Source organism: Pseudomonas sp. WPR_5_2 (assembly GCF_003634475.1).
Lineage (GTDB): Bacteria > Pseudomonadota > Gammaproteobacteria > Pseudomonadales > Pseudomonadaceae > Aquipseudomonas > Aquipseudomonas izuensis.
Window position 1 is genome coordinate 563,883 of the sequence record NZ_RBLA01000002.1, and the last position, 15,649, is coordinate 579,531.

Annotated in this window: 15 protein-coding genes; 10 read left to right on the forward strand and 5 right to left on the reverse strand. The window is 61.7% G+C overall.

Translation table 11 applies throughout. The features are described 5' to 3' along the window. The gene (locus tag BJ917_RS11285; protein ID WP_121103379.1) at positions 1–1,419 is read right to left on the reverse strand and encodes a PLP-dependent aminotransferase family protein; all 1,419 of its coding nucleotides are present in this window, start codon (positions 1,417–1,419) and stop codon (positions 1–3) included. A gap of 348 nt (positions 1,420–1,767) precedes the next feature. Between BJ917_RS11285 and BJ917_RS11290 the strand changes: the two genes are divergently transcribed. From BJ917_RS11290 to BJ917_RS11310, 5 genes are all read left to right on the forward strand, one after another. Further along, positions 1,768–3,213 carry an amino acid permease gene (locus tag BJ917_RS11290; protein WP_121103380.1) on the forward strand — a complete coding sequence of 482 codons (1,446 nt, stop codon included), beginning with the start codon at positions 1,768–1,770 and terminating at the stop codon, positions 3,211–3,213. A gap of 102 nt (positions 3,214–3,315) precedes the next feature. Beyond that, a complete protein-coding gene (locus tag BJ917_RS11295; RefSeq protein ID WP_096510238.1) occupies positions 3,316–4,281 on the forward strand; it encodes a transporter substrate-binding domain-containing protein in 966 nt (321 codons plus the stop codon). Between the two features lie 16 nt (positions 4,282–4,297). Continuing rightward, positions 4,298–5,074 carry an amino acid ABC transporter ATP-binding protein gene (locus tag BJ917_RS11300; protein ID WP_121103381.1) on the forward strand — a complete coding sequence of 259 codons (777 nt, stop codon included), beginning with the start codon at positions 4,298–4,300 and terminating at the stop codon, positions 5,072–5,074. A 3-nt stretch (positions 5,075–5,077) separates the two neighbouring features. After that, a complete protein-coding gene (locus BJ917_RS11305) occupies positions 5,078–5,758 on the forward strand; it encodes an amino acid ABC transporter permease (protein ID WP_096510240.1) in 681 nt (226 codons plus the stop codon). A gap of 1 nt (position 5,759) precedes the next feature. Beyond that, complete coding sequence (locus BJ917_RS11310; protein WP_121103382.1) at positions 5,760–6,407, forward strand: amino acid ABC transporter permease; 648 nt, start codon at positions 5,760–5,762, stop codon at positions 6,405–6,407. Positions 6,408–6,539: 132 nt separating this feature from the next. Here BJ917_RS11310 and BJ917_RS11315 read toward each other — a convergent pair whose 3' ends face one another. Next, positions 6,540–7,571 (reverse strand): GlxA family transcriptional regulator, encoded by a 1,032-nt coding sequence (locus BJ917_RS11315; RefSeq protein ID WP_121103383.1) that lies wholly within the window; start codon positions 7,569–7,571, stop codon positions 6,540–6,542. 189 nt (positions 7,572–7,760) lie between these two features. Between BJ917_RS11315 and BJ917_RS11320 the strand changes: the two genes are divergently transcribed. Together BJ917_RS11320 and BJ917_RS11325 are read left to right on the forward strand one after the other, a co-directional pair. Continuing rightward, positions 7,761–8,963: an NAD(P)/FAD-dependent oxidoreductase gene (locus tag BJ917_RS11320; RefSeq protein WP_096510243.1), complete on the forward strand. Its 1,203-nt coding sequence runs from the start codon at positions 7,761–7,763 to the stop codon at positions 8,961–8,963. A 172-nt stretch (positions 8,964–9,135) separates the two neighbouring features. Next, the gene (locus BJ917_RS11325) at positions 9,136–10,065 is read left to right on the forward strand and encodes a LysR family transcriptional regulator (RefSeq protein WP_121103384.1); all 930 of its coding nucleotides are present in this window, start codon (positions 9,136–9,138) and stop codon (positions 10,063–10,065) included. Between the two features lie 133 nt (positions 10,066–10,198). On the opposite strand, the gene BJ917_RS11330 is transcribed toward BJ917_RS11325, so the two are convergent. Then, positions 10,199–10,513 carry an NIPSNAP family protein gene (locus BJ917_RS11330; RefSeq protein WP_096510245.1) on the reverse strand — a complete coding sequence of 105 codons (315 nt, stop codon included), beginning with the start codon at positions 10,511–10,513 and terminating at the stop codon, positions 10,199–10,201. A 209-nt stretch (positions 10,514–10,722) separates the two neighbouring features. On the opposite strand from BJ917_RS11330, the gene BJ917_RS11335 reads away from it, so the two are divergent. From BJ917_RS11335 to BJ917_RS11350, 3 genes are all read left to right on the forward strand, one after another. After that, positions 10,723–11,511 carry an SDR family oxidoreductase gene (locus BJ917_RS11335; RefSeq protein ID WP_121103385.1) on the forward strand — a complete coding sequence of 263 codons (789 nt, stop codon included), beginning with the start codon at positions 10,723–10,725 and terminating at the stop codon, positions 11,509–11,511. A gap of 90 nt (positions 11,512–11,601) precedes the next feature. Continuing rightward, complete coding sequence (locus BJ917_RS11340; protein WP_121103386.1) at positions 11,602–12,705, forward strand: NAD(P)/FAD-dependent oxidoreductase; 1,104 nt, start codon at positions 11,602–11,604, stop codon at positions 12,703–12,705. 197 nt (positions 12,706–12,902) lie between these two features. Continuing rightward, positions 12,903–13,496, forward strand: coding sequence for a DinB family protein (locus BJ917_RS11350; protein WP_096510248.1), 594 nt, complete (start codon positions 12,903–12,905; stop codon positions 13,494–13,496). On the opposite strand, the gene BJ917_RS11355 is transcribed toward BJ917_RS11350, so the two are convergent. Continuing rightward, positions 13,408–14,337, reverse strand: a complete 930-nt coding sequence (locus BJ917_RS11355; RefSeq protein WP_096510249.1) for a LysR substrate-binding domain-containing protein — start codon at positions 14,335–14,337, stop codon at positions 13,408–13,410. The genes BJ917_RS11350 and BJ917_RS11355 overlap by 89 nt on opposite strands. A gap of 249 nt (positions 14,338–14,586) precedes the next feature. Beyond that, on the reverse strand, positions 14,587–15,492 hold the full coding sequence (locus tag BJ917_RS11360; protein WP_121103387.1) for a LysR substrate-binding domain-containing protein: 906 nt from the start codon (positions 15,490–15,492) through the stop codon (positions 14,587–14,589). Positions 15,493–15,649: the final 157 nt, after the last annotated feature.

The window sequence follows — 15,649 nt, forward strand, 5'->3', positions numbered from 1 at the left end:
TCAGATCCGGTTGTGCATGTAGAGGTGACCCTGGCGCGCCAACTGGCTGATGATCCCCAGGGCTTTGATCAGCTGCTCCCGTGACAGGGCCGCCGAGATATTGATGCGCACCGCTTGCGGCGAAAGTTCCGGATGCAGGGTGAAAGCGCCGCCGGCGAGCAGCACCACGCCACGGTCCTGACACAGCCGGGCAAAGCGCGAGCCGGTCCAGGGATGTGGCAGCACCAGCCAGGCATGGGTGCCCGTGGCGCTGTGCTGGAATTCCAGGCCTTCGAGATGGGTGGCAAGCAGCGACTGGCGAATGCGCAATTCTTCGCGCTGCTCCGAGACCAGCTGGTCGGCATGTCCATCCTCGATCAACCGGGTGGCGATCAGCGCGGTCAGCGGCGATGTGCTCCAGCAGTCGATGCGCTGCATGGCGGCAATGTCCTGCACCAGCGGTGGCGGGGCCATGACAAAGCCCATGCGCAACCCCGGTGCGATGCATTTGGACAGGGCGGAAATGTAGATCGTGCGTTCCGGCATCAACGCCGCGAAGGCCGGTGGCGATTGATCCAGCAGCGGGCGATACACGTCGTCCTCGATCACCAGCAGATGGGTTTGGCGAATGACAGCCGCCAGTTCTTCACGGCGTTCGGCGTCCAGGGTGATGGCGGTCGGGTTATGGATCGATGGCACCAGAAACAACAGTCGCGGCTGATGCTCGACGCAGGCCTGGCGCAGGGCTTCGGGGGACATGCCGCGCTCGTCGGCATCGACGCCGATCAGAATCAGGCCCAGGGAGCGGCACAAGGCATTAATGCCCTGATAGGTCACGCTGTCGGCCAGCACGGTATCGCCGCTGTTGGTCAGGCTGCGCAAGGTACTGGCGATGCCATGCTGGGCGCCTTCGACGATCAACATCTGCGAGGCCTGGGCCTCGACGCCAGTGTGGCGCAACCATTGCGCGGCAGCCTCGCGGGCCCAAAGCGGGCCTTCCGACGGGTGATAGTCCTTCATGTCGCCAAAGCGCGGGTCGCTGGAGAGGCGCGGCAGCAACTGCGCCAACACTCGATTGAAACCGTCGGTGGCCGGCCGATTGACGCTCAGGTCGACGGTGCCCGGATCATTGCTCGGTGCCGACTGAAACTGCGCCGCCGGATGCCTTGGCTGTGCAACTTGAGTGCCGCGTCCGGGGCGACTTTCCACCAGGCCTTTTTGCTGCAGCAGCGCCATGGCTTTGGTCACGGTGGTGATGTTCACCCCCAGTGCGCTGGCGAAGTCGCGGTGCGGCGGCAGGCGCTCGCCCGGCTTGAGCTTGCCATTGCCGATCGCTTCGGCCAGTGAGTCGGCCAATTGCGCGTACAGGGTTTCTGCCTTGTCGCGCTGCAACGCCGCACTGGCCTTCAGTTCATCCAGCAGTTGTTCGAATTGACTCATGGTGCTTTATCCCTGCTTGTCATGCTTGTAGCAAGACAATAAGCAAATTTGTATTGCTTTTTATCCGATACAAAGCCCATTGACAAGCTAAAAAACCGTGATTAGTGTGTGAGTTGTAATGCTTGTCATGCAACACAATAAGAAAATGGCTGCCATGCGCAGTCCAACGGGTACGCACATGACTATCAAGACATTCCAGCCAGGCTCGCCCCAGGCTTGCCGACACCACCGACTCATCCGCCTGGCAGCAGGCGGCACAGAGTATCCGGTGTGTTGTCCCCCTCATGCAAAGTCTTCTCCGACATTATCCGGTCGATCGACCCTATCCCGTGCAGCGGAGGCCATCCGATGAGCAACGCCCAGCCAACCCAGACCTCAACCCGGACAAGAACCGGGCAACAACGCCTCAGCGGTGCATTGCGCCAGCGCCACATCACCATGATTTCCCTCGGCGGCATCATCGGTGCCGGCCTGTTTGTCGGCAGCAGCGCAACGATTCAGGCGATTGGGCCGGCGGCTTTCCTGAGTTATCTCGCTGCCGGTATCGTGGTCATGCTGGTGATGCGCATGCTCGGCGAAATGGCGGTGGCGCTGCCGGGTGTCGGCTCCTTTACCGAATACGCACGCATCGGCCTGGGCAATTGGGTGGGATTCACCAGCGGCTGGTTGTACTGGTACTTCTGGGTGATCGTGGTGGCCGTGGAAGCGGTGGTCGGCGCCAATATCCTCGAGCAGTGGATACCGCTGCCGGCATGGATGATCGGCCTGAGCCTGCTGGCGATCATGACCGCCATCAACTGCCTGTCGGTGAAGTCCTATGGCGAATTCGAGTACTGGTTCGCCTCGTTGAAGGTCTTCGCGATCATCGTCTTCATCTTCGTGGTGGGCGCCTACCTGTTCGGATTTGCACCGAGCACCAGCGACTTGCTGGGCAACCTGGTGAATGACCGCGGCTTCATGCCGTACGGCGTGAGCGCGATTCTGGCCGGGGTGCCGACAGTGATCTTTGCCGTGGGCGGTGCCGAGATCGCGACGATTGCCGCCGCCGAATCCGACGACCCTTCGAAGAACGTGGCGAACATGACCCGTTCGGTGATTTTCCGTGTCATCACCTTTTACGTCGGTTCGATTTTCCTGATCGTCTGCGTGGTGCCCTGGGGGCAGATCGTCGCCGGGCATTCGCCGTTCGTGGCGGCGCTGGAGGTGCTGCACATTCCCGGCGCGGCGATGATCATGCAGGCGGTAGTGCTGGTGGCCGTGCTGTCGGCGCTGAACTCCGGCCTTTATGTGTCTTCGCGGATTCTGTTCGGCCTCAGCCAGCGCGGTGATGCACCGGCAAAACTGGCGGTGCTCACCGGGCGCAAAGTGCCACGGGCCGCCGTGCTGCTCAGCAGCGTGATCGGCTACATCGCAATCATGGCAGCGATCATTTCTCCCCAAGGTGTGTTCCTGTTCCTGGTCAACGCCTCCGGTGCGGTGATGCTGTTTGTGTACCTGGCGGTGGCGCTGGCGCAGATCAAGGTGCGCCGTCAGGTCGAAGCCACGGCGCCGGAGCGGCTGACCCTCAGGATGTGGCTGTTTCCTTGGCTGTCCTATGCTGTGGTGGCAGTGATCGCGGGTGTTTTGATCGCCATGGCGTTCCAGGAATCGTTGCGGACACAGTTCCTGGCCAGCCTCGTCAGTCTCGGCGTGGTATCTGCCGCGTACCTGATCCTCAGGCGCCAGCGGCAAGACGACGCCCAACCCCATACCAATGCGATCGACATCCTCGCGGGGTTGCCGACACGGCCATAAATCACACAGCACTTCATTAACAGGGAGCATCGAGCCACGGACGGCGGTTGAGCAACAAGGCTTGTACCGGTCAAAAACAATAAATTTGCCAATAGGTGATCTATGTCCGACTTCAAGTTCGATACCCAGGGTTTCTCCCGCCGCGGGCTGCTCAAAGCCGCCGGCTATGGCTCATTGGCGGTATTGGCCGCCAGTGCGACGGGACCGATGTCCTTCGCGTTCGCCGCCGACAAGCCCATCAAGACCGTGCGCCCCGGCTACCTCACCGCCGCGTGCCTGGGCGACATGCCCCTGGGTGCCATGCGTGAGGGCACGCCCGTCGGCACCGATCTGGAACTGCTCAAGCTCATTGCCGACCGTCTCGAACTCAAGCTCGACGTGCTGACCATGGGCTTCCCGGCGGTGGTCGAAGCGGTCAGGTCCGGGCGTGCCGACTGGTTCGGCGGCAACTTTGCCTGGAACCCGATGCGCTCGAAGATCCTGCTGCTCACCGACCCGGTGTTCTACACCGGGGCCTACGTGATCATGCGCGACAGCGAACCGTTCGACACCTCCATCACCGTCAACGACGTGAAGGGCCGCACCATCGGCGCCATCACCGGCTATTTCACCATCCCCGACATGAAGAAAATCGAGGGTGTGAAAGAGGTCAAGCTCTACGACAACACCGATTCCTGCCTGCGCGATGTACGCGCCGGGCGCCTGGATTTCGCCGTGCTCGATGCCCCGACCATCGACTACATGATCCTTCAGGACCCGAGTCTCAAGCTCAAGCAAATCCCCATGGCCTACGATGAAAAATTCCCCAGCCTGACCGCCAAGTTCGAGGCTATCTGGGGCGTTCATCCGCAGAACCAGGACCTGTTCGACGGCGTTAACCAGGGGCTGCGCTGGCTGAAGGCGACCGACCAGATCAAACCGGTCCTGGCCAAGTACGGCATCAAAAACCCTGACTACCTCGTACCACCGGCCAAGAACCCGCGCATCGGCGTGGACCGCGACGAGAAGGGCAATCTGATCGGTCCGTTCGAGCATCCACCGCGTGATTTCAGTCAGGCTTTTGCCTGAGTAGAGGACCTGGCTCATGGCTGAATCAACACCACTGGTGCGCATCGAAGGGCTGCACAAATCCTTCGGCAGCCTGGATGTGCTCAAAGGCATCGACCTCAATGTGCAGCAGGGTCAGAAGATCTCGCTCATCGGTCCCAGCGGCTCGGGCAAGACCACCTTGCTGCGCTGCGTCAATTACCTGGAAGAACCGACCAGAGGCGACATTTACATCGATAACGAACTCATCGGCCAGCGCCTTGTGGGCACCCGCAAGGTGCCCATGAGTGACAAGGAACTGGCTCGGATGCGCACCGGAATCGGCATGGTGTTCCAGCGCTTCAACCTGTTCCCGCACCTCTCGGTACTGGACAACATCATTCTCGGCCCGCTCAAGGTGCAACAGCGCAACCGTGCCGAAGCGGTGGAACAGGCCGAGGACCTGCTGAACAAGGTCGGTATGTTCGCCAAGCGCGACGCGTTTCCGGAACAACTCTCCGGCGGGCAGCAGCAGCGCATTGCCATCGCCCGGGCGCTGGCGATGAAACCCAAGCTGATGCTGTTCGACGAAGCCACCTCGGCGCTCGACCCGGAGCTGGTGGGCGAGGTGCTGGGCGTCATGCGCAAGCTGGCGGAGGAGGGCATGACGATGATTATCATGACCCACGAAATGCGCTTCGCCGAAAGCGTCTCCGATCAGGTGATCTTCATGGCCGATGGCAACATCGTCGAACAGGGCCCGCCCCGGCAGATTTTCCGCGAGAGCCAGATCGAACGCACCCGCTCCTTCATCCGCGCCGTGCAGGAGCACTGATCAATGTTCGATACCACCGCGCTGCACAAAGCCATCGACATGCTGCCGTACTTCCTGAACGTACTGGGGCTCGGTGCCCTGACCACGTTGGGGCTGACCTTCGCGGCATTCATCGTGGCGGCGCTATTGGGGTTTTGCCTGGCGCTGATGCGTCTGTCCCGCAGTCGTATCCTGAGCCTGATCGCCAGTGTGTACCTGGAGATCTTTCGCAACATCCCGATCCTGACCCAACTGTTCATCCTATACTTCGGCCTGACCTACATCGGCATCACCCTGCCGGCCATCGGCGCCGCGATCATCGGTTTCGGCCTCAATGGCGCGGCGATTCTGTCGGAGGTGTTCCGCTCGAGTATCCGCACCATCGACCGCGGGCAAAGCGAGGCGGCATTTTCCATTGGCATGACCCGCTCCCTGGCGATGCGCCTCATCGTACTGCCGCAGGCGTTCAAAGTGGCCATTCCGGGGATGGCCAACTTTGCCATCGGCCTGCTCAAGGACACGTCCCTGGCGTCGGCGGCGGCAGTGCCCGAACTGACCTTCAAGGCGAAAATGCTGGTCAGCGAAACCTACCAGACCAACCTGATCTACTTCTTGCTGGCCATGATCTACCTGGCGTTGAGCCTGGTGCTTTCCCACTGGGCGGCGCGCACCGAGCGCCGTCTCAAAGTCGTCAAGGAGAACTGATATGGGCTATGGCGAACTGTGGGAAGCCACCCATGTCGAGTTCCTGGCGGCGGCATGGGCCACGTTGCAACTGGCATTCGGCGCGTTGGTCATTGGTTTGATCGTCGGCTTGTTGGTGGCGCTCGCACGCCTGTCGCGCAGCCGGCCAGTGCGGCGGGTGGCATTGGCCTACATCGAGCTGTTTCGTGGCACCCCGGCATTGGTGCAGTTGTTCATCGTCTATTTCAGCCTGACCGAAATCGGCGTTCAGTTCAGCTCGTTCCAGGCGGCGATGATCGGCCTGGGACTCAACGCCGCCGCGTACCTGGCGGAGATTTACCGTGCGGGGCTGGAAGCCGTGCCCAAAGGGCAGGTGGAAGCGGCCAAGGCGATTGGCATGCCCCATCTCAAGGTGCTGCGCTGGGTCGTGTTACCCCAGGCCATTCGCATCGTGCTGGCGCCGATCGGCAATGTCGCGATCTCGCTGCTCAAAGACACCTCGGTGGCATCGCTGATCGCGGCGCCGGATTTGATGCTGCGGGCGCAGGATTTGAGTTCGGTGTATTTCATGCCGCTGGAGATCTACATCCTGGTGGGCGGGATTTATTTTGCGTTGTGTTATCCGTTGTCGTTGGGGGTGCGGTTGTTGGAGCGCAGGACTCGACACTGAGGTGAGGTTCAATCCTCTTGTGGGAGCGAGCCTGCTCGCGAAAGCGGTGTGTCATTCAGCATGAATGTTGGCTGACCCGGCCCCTTCGCGAGCAGGCTCGCTCCCACAGGGAATCGGGGGCAACTGCAAAACTCACCGCGAAAACCGACTCCGGTAATCCCGCGGTGAAACCCCGAGGTTGCGCTGGAACGTCAGACGCATCCGCTCTTCATCGCCAAAACCGCACAATCGGGAGATTTGATCGATGTTGCGCTCGGAATCTTCCAGCAGGCGCCGGGCGGCTTCCATCCGTAGAACCTCTACAGCCTTGGCCGGGGTGCGGCCGGTCTTGAGTTTGTAGACCCGGGCAAAATTGCGTGGGCTCATTTGCACCTGTTGGGCGAGGGTTTCGACCGTGAGGTTTTCCCCAGCCAGGTTGTGCGAGATCCACAGGTGCAGGTCATCGAATACCGCGCCTTCGCTGGTTTGCGATTGCAGCAATTGACTGTACTGGGCTTGCCCGCCGGGGCGCTTGAGGAACACCACCATTTCCCGTGCCACCTGCAGCGCCACTTCACGCCCGCAATCCTCTTCGACCAGCGCCAGGGCGAGGTCGATGCCGGCGCTGACACCGGCGGACGTCCAGACCGAACCGTGCTTGACGAAGATCGCATCGCTATCGACGTCAATCTTCGGGTAGTGCTCCTTGAGCATGTCGCACATCTTCCAGTGGGTGGCGGCGCGTCGGCCTTCCAGCAAGCCGGCCTCGGCCAGCAGAAAGGTGCCGCTGCACACCGAAGCGGTGCGTTTGACTTTGCCCGATGCCTCTGCCAGCCAGGCGACCAGATCCAGGGAAAAGCTCATGGCCTGGAGAATGTTCGGTGCGCCCGGAGCGATCAACGTATCGATCGAGTCAACGTCAAAATCGCTTAACGGCAAGGTATGAACGGCCAGGCCCTCGGCGGTGTGCATCAAGCCGCCGGCCAGGCTGGCGGTGTGCAACGTATACCCCGGCAGATTGAGCGCGTGCCTGTACCTGGACGCGGCCCAGAACACGGTTTGCGCGCCGGTCAGGTCCAGCAGGCCCATTTCGGGGTAGGCGAGGAATACGATCAACCGCGGTGGGTCAGGTTGAATGTCGGGTGGTGGATCGGGGCAGACGGCGGAGCTGGCGATGTCGTTCATGAGCTTCTGTTTTAGCGAGTTGGAATAATCATAATTCGCAAACGGTATAAACGTGATGGCTGCTGATCGGCTGTCAGGAATTCAGGGTTTTATGTCAGTGGCCCGACAAAGTCTAGTCCTGCTGCTGGCGCTTGGTTGTAGGATATTCGCTCGCTGTCTGCCTCGATAACTTGAACGAAGGTAGAGATCATGTCCAAGAGCATAGTGATTGTGGGCGCCGGCTTCGCCGGCGTCTGGAGCGCCTTGGGTGCGGCCCGTGTGCTCGACGTCAATGGCAAGAGCGCCGATGTCGAGGTGACGCTGGTTTCCCCGCGACCGGAACTGGTTATCAGGCCGCGTCTGTATGAACCCTCACCCCACGAAATGACCGCACCCTTGATGCCGATGCTGGACGCCGTGGGCGTCAAGTTTCTCGGCGCCGAAGTCGAACGCATCGACACTACCGCCCGTCAAGTCATCGCCCGGACCGTCGCCGGGCGAAACATTAACCTGGTCTATGACCGCCTGTTGCTGACCAGCGGCAGCATACTCAATCGTCCGCCGGTGCCCGGGTTGGCCGAATACGCCTTTGCCTCGGATCAGTTGCCCGATGCAGTGGAACTGGAAGAACACCTGGTCGGGCTACGCACATTGCCGGACACGCCGGAACGCAACACGGTCGTGGTGGTGGGCGGAGGCTTCACCGGCCTGGAAGTGGCCACTGAACTGCCGGAAAAACTGCGCAGAATCCTTGGTACGGATGCTGCGTTCCGCGTTGTCGTGGTCGAGCGCGCGGATGACATCGGCCCGGATCTGGGCCCAAGCCCACGGCCATTGATCATTGAGGCATTGAAGCAGATGGGCATCGAGTTCCAGGTCGGCTCCGGGGTGGTCGCCATCGATGCCGATGGCGTGCAGACCGCCAACGGTCAGCGGATCGACGCCCAGACCGTGATCTGGACCGGCGGGCTGGTGGCCAGCGGCCTGACCTCGCAAGTGTCGTCGCAACTCGACCGCCTGGGGCGGGCCGAAGTGACCGACGACTTGCGCGTGATCGGCACCGATCACGTGTTTGCCGCCGGTGATGTGGCCAGGGCATTGACTGACGACCAGGGTCATTACTCGCTGATGTCCTGCCAGCACGCGATCATCATGGGGCGCTTTGGCGGGCACAACGTGGCTGCCGACCTGCTGGGTGTGCCGACACTTCCTTACCGTCAACCCTTCTATGCCACCTGCCTGGACCTGGGCGAGTGGGGCGCGGTGTACACCGAAGGCTGGGATCGCCAGATCGTGCTGACCCACGATGAAGGCAAGGAGCGCAAGCGCATGATCAACACCCAATGGATATACCCGCCAGCCGCGAACCGTGCCGATGCGCTGGCGGCGGGCGACCCTCTGGCATCCTTTTAGGCGCAGCCCATTGCAGGAGCGAGCAAGCTCGCTCCTGCAGTTAGGATTGGGTACTCGTGAGTTTTTAGAACAATTGAATTGTCGATCCCTGTCTGTTTCCGCAAAAAAGGGCTGCGTACCTTGATCCACCGAAACCAGGCAAGGCCCCCCTCATGCTCGAGCATACAACCCTATGATTCCCTCCCTCGCCAGCATCGCCGCACGCCTGCGCCTCAAACAACTGCGCCTGCTGATTGCGCTGGATGAACGCGGCTCGTTGCACAAGGCGGCCGAGCAGATTTCCATTTCCCAGTCCGGCGCCACCAAGGCGTTGCATGAAGTCGAGTCGCTGCTCGGCATGCCATTGTTCGAGCGTCAGCCCCAAGGCCTGGTGGCCAACGAAATGGGTCGCTGCATGATCCGTTACGCGCGGCTGATCTACAGCGATATCGAGCACCTGCGCGAGGACATGCTGAGCATCTTGCGCGGGCAGGGCGGGCGGCTGTCGGTGGGGGTGATCATGGGCGCGGTGCCGTTGCTGACCCGGGCCCTGACTGCACTGCGCCTCAAGCAACCGCAACTGGCCATCGAAGTGGTGGAGAACACCAGTGCGAACCTGTTGGGGCTGCTGGATCAGGGGCGGTTGGACCTGGCCATTTGTCGCACCAGTGTCGGCCAGCGCTCGGACGCCTATGCCTGTATCGAGTTGAGCGAAGAGCCTTTGGCGGTGGTGGCCAGCAAGGACCATCCTCTGGCCGGTGCCACGTCGTTGCAACTGACGCAGTTGAGCAATTACCCCTGGGTGGTGTACCCCAAGGACATGCCGATGCGCCAGGCCCTGGAGCGCGAGCTGGAGGACGCCGGACTGGATATCCCGCGTTATCCGCTGGAGACCTCGTCGGTTTTTGCCACCATTCTGTTGGTGCAGCAGGACCCGGCTTTGCTGGCGGTGGTCCCGGCAGAAGTTGCCGGATTCTGTGCGCAGTTCGACTTATTGGTGACGCTGCCCTTGTCGATGCGCGCGCTGGTCGAGCCCTATGGCCTGATCAGCCGGGTCGGCGCCGATTTGCCTGCGGCGGCGAGCCTGCTGATCGACGAATTGCAGCCGTTGATCACTGCGTGATAACCGTCCACGCGGCCCCTGTGGGAGCGAGCCTGCTCGCGAAGAGGGAGTGTCAGTCACCATTGATGAGCCAGACACACCGCTTTCGCGAGCAGGCTCGCTCCCACAGTTTTTTTGCGGTGTTTGTCCGGGCTTATTTGATCGGCGAAAACGCCGCCGGCATCAGCAGTTTCGATTCCATTTTTTCCAGCATCGGGAACGCGATCGGTACGAAGCCTTCGAGCCAGTCCGGGTCCTGGTAAAGGGCGGCGCGTTTCTTGATGCGTTCGTCCAGGCTCTCGTAGGCCCAGAGGTGGATCACCTGGTTCAGTTCGCCGATTTCGGTGTACCACCAGCCCACCAGCGTGGTGTAGCGGGAGATCACCGGCAGGCCGTTTTCCTCGAAGTGCTTGAGGTAGGTCTGCATCTTGCCGATCTGGATTGTGTAGGTGCGCATTTCGTAGAACATGGGGGGGCGTCTCTTCAGGAATGAATGCCTTGTGAGGCGTTGCCGGTGAGTCGTTCGATGTCGGCGGATGCTTGTTCGTCCGTGAACAGTAATCAGCGTCGCGGGCGGTTGATAATGAAAAGGTCTGATCCGGTGATCACCCTTTGTCATCCCCGGTCTGAGGCTGTGCAGTGATAACGTGACCCCTTCGAACAGTCAGGAGCATCGTCATGGATTTGGGTATTTCGGGACGCTGGGCAATTGTCTGCGCCGCCAGTAAAGGCTTGGGCCTGGCCTGTGCGCGAGCCTTGGCGAAGGAGGGCGTGAACCTGGTGATCAACGCCCGTGGTGACGAGACGTTGCAGGCTGCCGCCTTGGAGTTGCGCCGGTTGGCGCCGGCCATCGAGGTGCGTACCGTGGCCGGGGACATCAGCACATCTGATGTGAGAGCGCAGGTGCTGGCGGCATGCCCGCAGGTGGATATTCTGGTCAACAACGCCGGCGGACCGCCACCCGGTGACTTTCGTGACTGGCAGCGAGAAGACTGGCTCAAGGCGCTGGACGCCAACATGCTCACGCCCATCGAGCTGATCAAGGCCTGTGTCGATGGCATGGCCGAGCGCGGTTTCGGGCGCATCGTCAACATCACTTCCGGCGCGGTGAAAGCGCCGATCGATGTGCTCGGCCTGTCCAACGGTGCCCGCAGTGGCCTGACCGGTTTCATCGCCGGGTTGGCGCGTCAGGCGCGATTGGCGGGGAACAACGTCACGGTCAACAACCTGTTGCCCGGGCCGTTCGAGACCGAGCGTCTGCACAAAACCCTCAGCGCCGCCGCCGAAGCCAATGGCGCCAGCGTCGAAAGCATCGCCGAACAACGGCGCAAACACGTCCCGGCCCAGCGCTTCGGCCAGCCCGATGAATTCGGTGCCTACTGCGCGTTCATCTGCGGCGCCCAGTCAGGGTTCCTCACCGGGCAGAACCTGTTACTCGACGGTGGCAGCTATCCGGGCACGTTCTGATTTATCCAGCGCCGCAGATTCCCCGCAGGAGCTGTCGAGTGCAACGAGGCTGCGATCTTTTCGATTACCGGGAGTGAGGACTGGTTTGACATGAGCGTCGATATCGACAGCGTGGTGGTGGGCGCCGGGGTGGTGGGGCTGGCGGTGGCCAGGGCCCTGGCCATGAGCGGGCGCGAAGTGATTGTGGTCGAGGCCTTTGAGGGCATCGGCACGGGCATCAGCTCGCGCAATTCCGAAGTGATCCACGCCGGCATTTACTACCCTGGCGGCAGTCTCAAGGCGCAGTTGTGCGTGGAGGGCAGGCAACGCCTGTACGCCTACTGCGATGAGCGCCGAGTCAGTTATCAGCGTCTCGGAAAGCTGATCGTGGCCACCGATGAACTTCAACACACAGCACTGCAACGGTTGCTGGAGCAGGGCCGGCGCAATGGCGTCGATGACCTGCAATGGCTGGACGCTGCTCAGGCGCGGGCGCTGGAGCCGGCGTTGTCCTGCGTCGCCGCGCTGTGGTCACCGTCCACCGGGATCATCGATTCCCATGGGCTGATGCTGGCGTTGCAGGGCGATGCCCAAACCCATGGGGCCTCGCTGGTGTTTCATACGCCACTGTTGTCGGCTCGCTGCACCGAACAGGGTTTCGAGTTGCAGATGGGCGGCGCCGAGCCCCTGACCTTGAGTTGTCGTGAGCTGATCAATTGTGCGGGATTGTCCGCACCCGAAGTGGCAAGTCGCATCGCGGGTCTGCCAGCGCAGTACGTCCCCACGGCGCGATTGTGCAAGGGCAGCTATTTCAGCTTCAGCGGCCGGGCGCCATTTCGCCATCTGGTCTATCCGGCGCCGGAAAGCGCCGGGCTGGGCGTGCACATGACCCTCGACCTCGGCGGCCAGGCACGGTTCGGGCCGGACGTGGAGTGGGTCGACACCGTCGATTACCACGTGGACCCCGCCCGGGCCGACGGCTTTTATGAGGCGATCCGCCGTTACTGGCCGGGTCTGCCGGATCACAGCCTGCAACCGGCCTACAGCGGCATTCGCCCGAAAATCAGCGGCCCGAACGAATCGGCCGCCGACTTTCGCCTCAGCGGTCCGGCCGAACATGGGCTGCCAGGGCTGGTCAATCTGTTCGGCATTGAGTCGCCGGGCCTGACCAGTTGCCTGGCGTTGGCCGAACACGTAATGAAGCAGCTTGCATAACCCCCTGTGGGAGCGAGCCTGCTCGCGATGAGCCTGAGAACGGCGCGGGGTGTCAGATTCCCAACGTCATCGTTGACGACCATCGCGAGCAGGCTCGCTCCTACAGTTTGGGGGACGACCGATAATCAGCATCCGCGCCGCTGCACGCAGATAGCGCTATCCTTGGAAGATGCGCTTATCGCCATCGGAGACATCTGATGATCAACGTACGCACTGCCCGCATGCTTGCCGATTACAAACAATGGGCCAACCAGCGCCTCTTCGACAACCTGGCGCAACTGCCACCGGGAGAAGTCGAAAAAGAACGCGCCGGGATCTTCAAGAACATGATCGGCACCCTTAACCATATCTACGTCGTTGACTGTCTCTGGCAAGCCCACCTCGAAGGCCGAGGGCACGGCTTCACCACTTCCCATGACGTGATCCATCCCACACTGACGGGCCTGCGCCTGGCGCAACAGGACGTCGATCATTGGTACTGCGACTGGACGGCCCGGCAAACCGATGCCTCGCTGGACAGGCCCGTGCGGTTCACCTTCATTTCCGGGGAAAGCGGCACCATGAGTGCCGGCGCGATGCTGCTGCATGTGGTCAACCACGCCAGTTATCACCGTGGCTGGATCATCCAGATGTACTTCGAAATCCCGGCCATGCCGCCCATGACCGACCTGCCGATCTACCTGCGCGAGACCGACCCGCATTTCAATTCGCTGAATGCGCCGGCAGTGGAGCCGACATGTGCTCCACAATTCGCGAGCGCAACCAACGTTCTGCCGGATCGTTATCGTTGACGCCGTTCCAGACCATGGACAGTTCGGACAGGTTGATCTCGAACGGCGCATCGTCGGCGCGCAGCTGGTCGCTGCCCCTGACCAGCGCGCAGGCCGCGTAATCCGGCACGGTGGCGAGCAGGTCAGTGCCGGCGAGCAAATCACGCAAACCGGCAAATTGCGGCACCGCCAGCACCACCCGCCGTGAACGGCCGATGCGGGCCAGGTCGGTGTCGATCGCCCCGGTCAGATCCCCGGAAAATGACACCAGCGCGTGGGGTCGTTCGCAGTATTCATCGAGGGTCAGCGTGCCGGGACGGTTGTCGCCTCGCAGGATCTTCACACTCAAGTCCCGCAGTTTCTTGCGCTTTGCATTGGCCGGCAATTCCGTGGTGTAGCTGATGCCGACGGAAATCTCCCCGCTGGCGAGCATCGAGGACATCAACAGGTAATTCACCCGCCGCACCACCACCACGACGTTCTGCGCCTCTTCGCGGATTTGTTTGAGCAAGGGCGGAAACAGGCCGAACTCGGCGTCGTCGGACAGACCGATGCGAAACACATCGCGGCTGGTGGACGGGTCGAAATCCTTGGCCCGGCTGACCGCGCCGGAAATGGTGTCCATCGCCGGCTGCAACTCCTTGAGAATCACCAGTGCCCGCTGGGTTGGCTCCAGCACCCGACCGTTGCGCACCAGCAACGGGTCGTCGAACAAATCCCGCAACCGCGCCAGCGCCGCACTGACGGCCGGCTGGCCGAGAAACAGCTTTTCCCCGGCACGGGTCAGGTTTTTCTCGAACATCAGGGTTTCGAAAATCACCAACAGGTTCATGTCCACGCGGCGCAGGTCGTTGCGGTTCATGGGGGAATTCTCGCGGGTTGCAGAATCTCTTCAGTAAAGCACCGAACCGTTTTTTTGTAGGAGCCAGCTCGCTCGCGACAAGCCTGAGTACGCCGCGGGGTGTCTGGCTTTACGCGTTATCGTTCACGACCTTCGCGAGCAGGCTCGCTCCCACAGGAGATCTATGGCGTTTACCAGAATCGGGTACAGCGCAGGTCCACTGTGGGAGCGAGCCTGCTCGCGATGAGGCCAGTCCTTCCAGCGCAGATTTTACAGGCTGTGAACCAACTCGGGTTCGGTCAGCATCTTCCGGAAGGTCTCCACCAGTGGCCGCAAATTGACCCGGTGCCACGCCGCCCACAGGGGTCTGCTCAAGCAAATCCACGGCACTTCCCGCAGCACCACGCCCGGCGGTGCGTTGCGGCTCAAGCCTTTCTGAATCATGGCGATGCCCAGTCCCGAGGCCACCAGCGCCATGGCAGTGAAGGGGCCGGTGGCTTCCATGCGGATGTCCGGGGTGAAGCCGGCGCGGATGCAGGCGCTGACGAAGTCTTCGCGGTTGGTGAGGTTCTGGTGGTGCTGCACGCCGATCCACTCCTGAGCGGCGAGGTCGGCCGGGGTCAATATGGCCTGGCTGGCCAGTGAATGATCCGCGGGCAATGCCAGCAGCATCGGGTCGTCCAGTACCTGGAACCCCAGCAAGTCGGGGTCGTCACCGGTCGGCGGCTCACTGACCAGCGCAATATCCAGACTACGCTGTCGCAGACCTTCGAGTTGTTCGGCGGAGCTCTGGTTGTACAGCGCGACGTGCACATTCGGTCGGTCGCCGCGCAGCACGCGCAACGCATTGGGCAGGACGCCGGCGTGCATGGCGTTTTCGATGTAGCCGATGCACAGGCCGCCTTCTTCACCGCGACCCAGGCGCTTGCCCAGGGATTCCAGGCGATTGGCGTGGGTCAGCAGGGCGCGGGTTTCGGCGAGGAAGGTCTGGCCGTCGCGGGTCAGGCGAATGCGTTGCTGGCTGCGCTCGAACAGGGTCAGGCCCAGGCGTTCTTCGAGCTGGGCGATCTGCCGGCTCAGGGGCGACTGGGAAATGTGCAGGCGTTCGGCAGCGCGACCGACGTGTTCTTCCTCGGCGACGGCGACGAAGTAGCGCAATTGGCGGATGTCGATCATGTCAGACCTCTGGGGACTCAAGTGCTGCACATTATGTCTTGGACGGTCCGACCATCGCAATCTAGGATCTGCCCATCGGTAAGACAAATAACCGTTCCCTGTAGGAGCCGGCAAGTCGGCTCCTACAGGGTTACCAGACATTTGAGAGGAATCATTC

What these genes read in the sequence shown, in the direction of transcription:
- BJ917_RS11295 (WP_096510238.1), top strand. Translation starts at nt 3,316, where the DNA reads ATGTCCGACTTCAAGTTCGATACCCAGGGTTTCTCCCGCCGCGGGCTG.
- BJ917_RS11320 (WP_096510243.1), top strand. Translation starts at nt 7,761, where the DNA reads ATGTCCAAGAGCATAGTGATTGTGGGCGCCGGCTTCGCCGGCGTCTGG.
- BJ917_RS11310 (WP_121103382.1), top strand. Translation starts at nt 5,760, where the DNA reads ATGGGCTATGGCGAACTGTGGGAAGCCACCCATGTCGAGTTCCTGGCG.
- BJ917_RS11330 (WP_096510245.1), bottom strand. Translation starts at nt 10,513, where the DNA reads ATGTTCTACGAAATGCGCACCTACACAATCCAGATCGGCAAGATGCAG.
- BJ917_RS11360 (WP_121103387.1), bottom strand. Translation starts at nt 15,492, where the DNA reads ATGATCGACATCCGCCAATTGCGCTACTTCGTCGCCGTCGCCGAGGAA.
- BJ917_RS11335 (WP_121103385.1), top strand. Translation starts at nt 10,723, where the DNA reads ATGGATTTGGGTATTTCGGGACGCTGGGCAATTGTCTGCGCCGCCAGT.
- BJ917_RS11305 (WP_096510240.1), top strand. Translation starts at nt 5,078, where the DNA reads ATGTTCGATACCACCGCGCTGCACAAAGCCATCGACATGCTGCCGTAC.
- BJ917_RS11290 (WP_121103380.1), top strand. Translation starts at nt 1,768, where the DNA reads ATGAGCAACGCCCAGCCAACCCAGACCTCAACCCGGACAAGAACCGGG.
- BJ917_RS11285 (WP_121103379.1), bottom strand. Translation starts at nt 1,419, where the DNA reads ATGAGTCAATTCGAACAACTGCTGGATGAACTGAAGGCCAGTGCGGCG.
- BJ917_RS11300 (WP_121103381.1), top strand. Translation starts at nt 4,298, where the DNA reads ATGGCTGAATCAACACCACTGGTGCGCATCGAAGGGCTGCACAAATCC.
- BJ917_RS11350 (WP_096510248.1), top strand. Translation starts at nt 12,903, where the DNA reads ATGATCAACGTACGCACTGCCCGCATGCTTGCCGATTACAAACAATGG.
- BJ917_RS11340 (WP_121103386.1), top strand. Translation starts at nt 11,602, where the DNA reads ATGAGCGTCGATATCGACAGCGTGGTGGTGGGCGCCGGGGTGGTGGGG.
- BJ917_RS11325 (WP_121103384.1), top strand. Translation starts at nt 9,136, where the DNA reads ATGATTCCCTCCCTCGCCAGCATCGCCGCACGCCTGCGCCTCAAACAA.
- BJ917_RS11315 (WP_121103383.1), bottom strand. Translation starts at nt 7,571, where the DNA reads ATGAACGACATCGCCAGCTCCGCCGTCTGCCCCGATCCACCACCCGAC.
- BJ917_RS11355 (WP_096510249.1), bottom strand. Translation starts at nt 14,337, where the DNA reads ATGAACCGCAACGACCTGCGCCGCGTGGACATGAACCTGTTGGTGATT.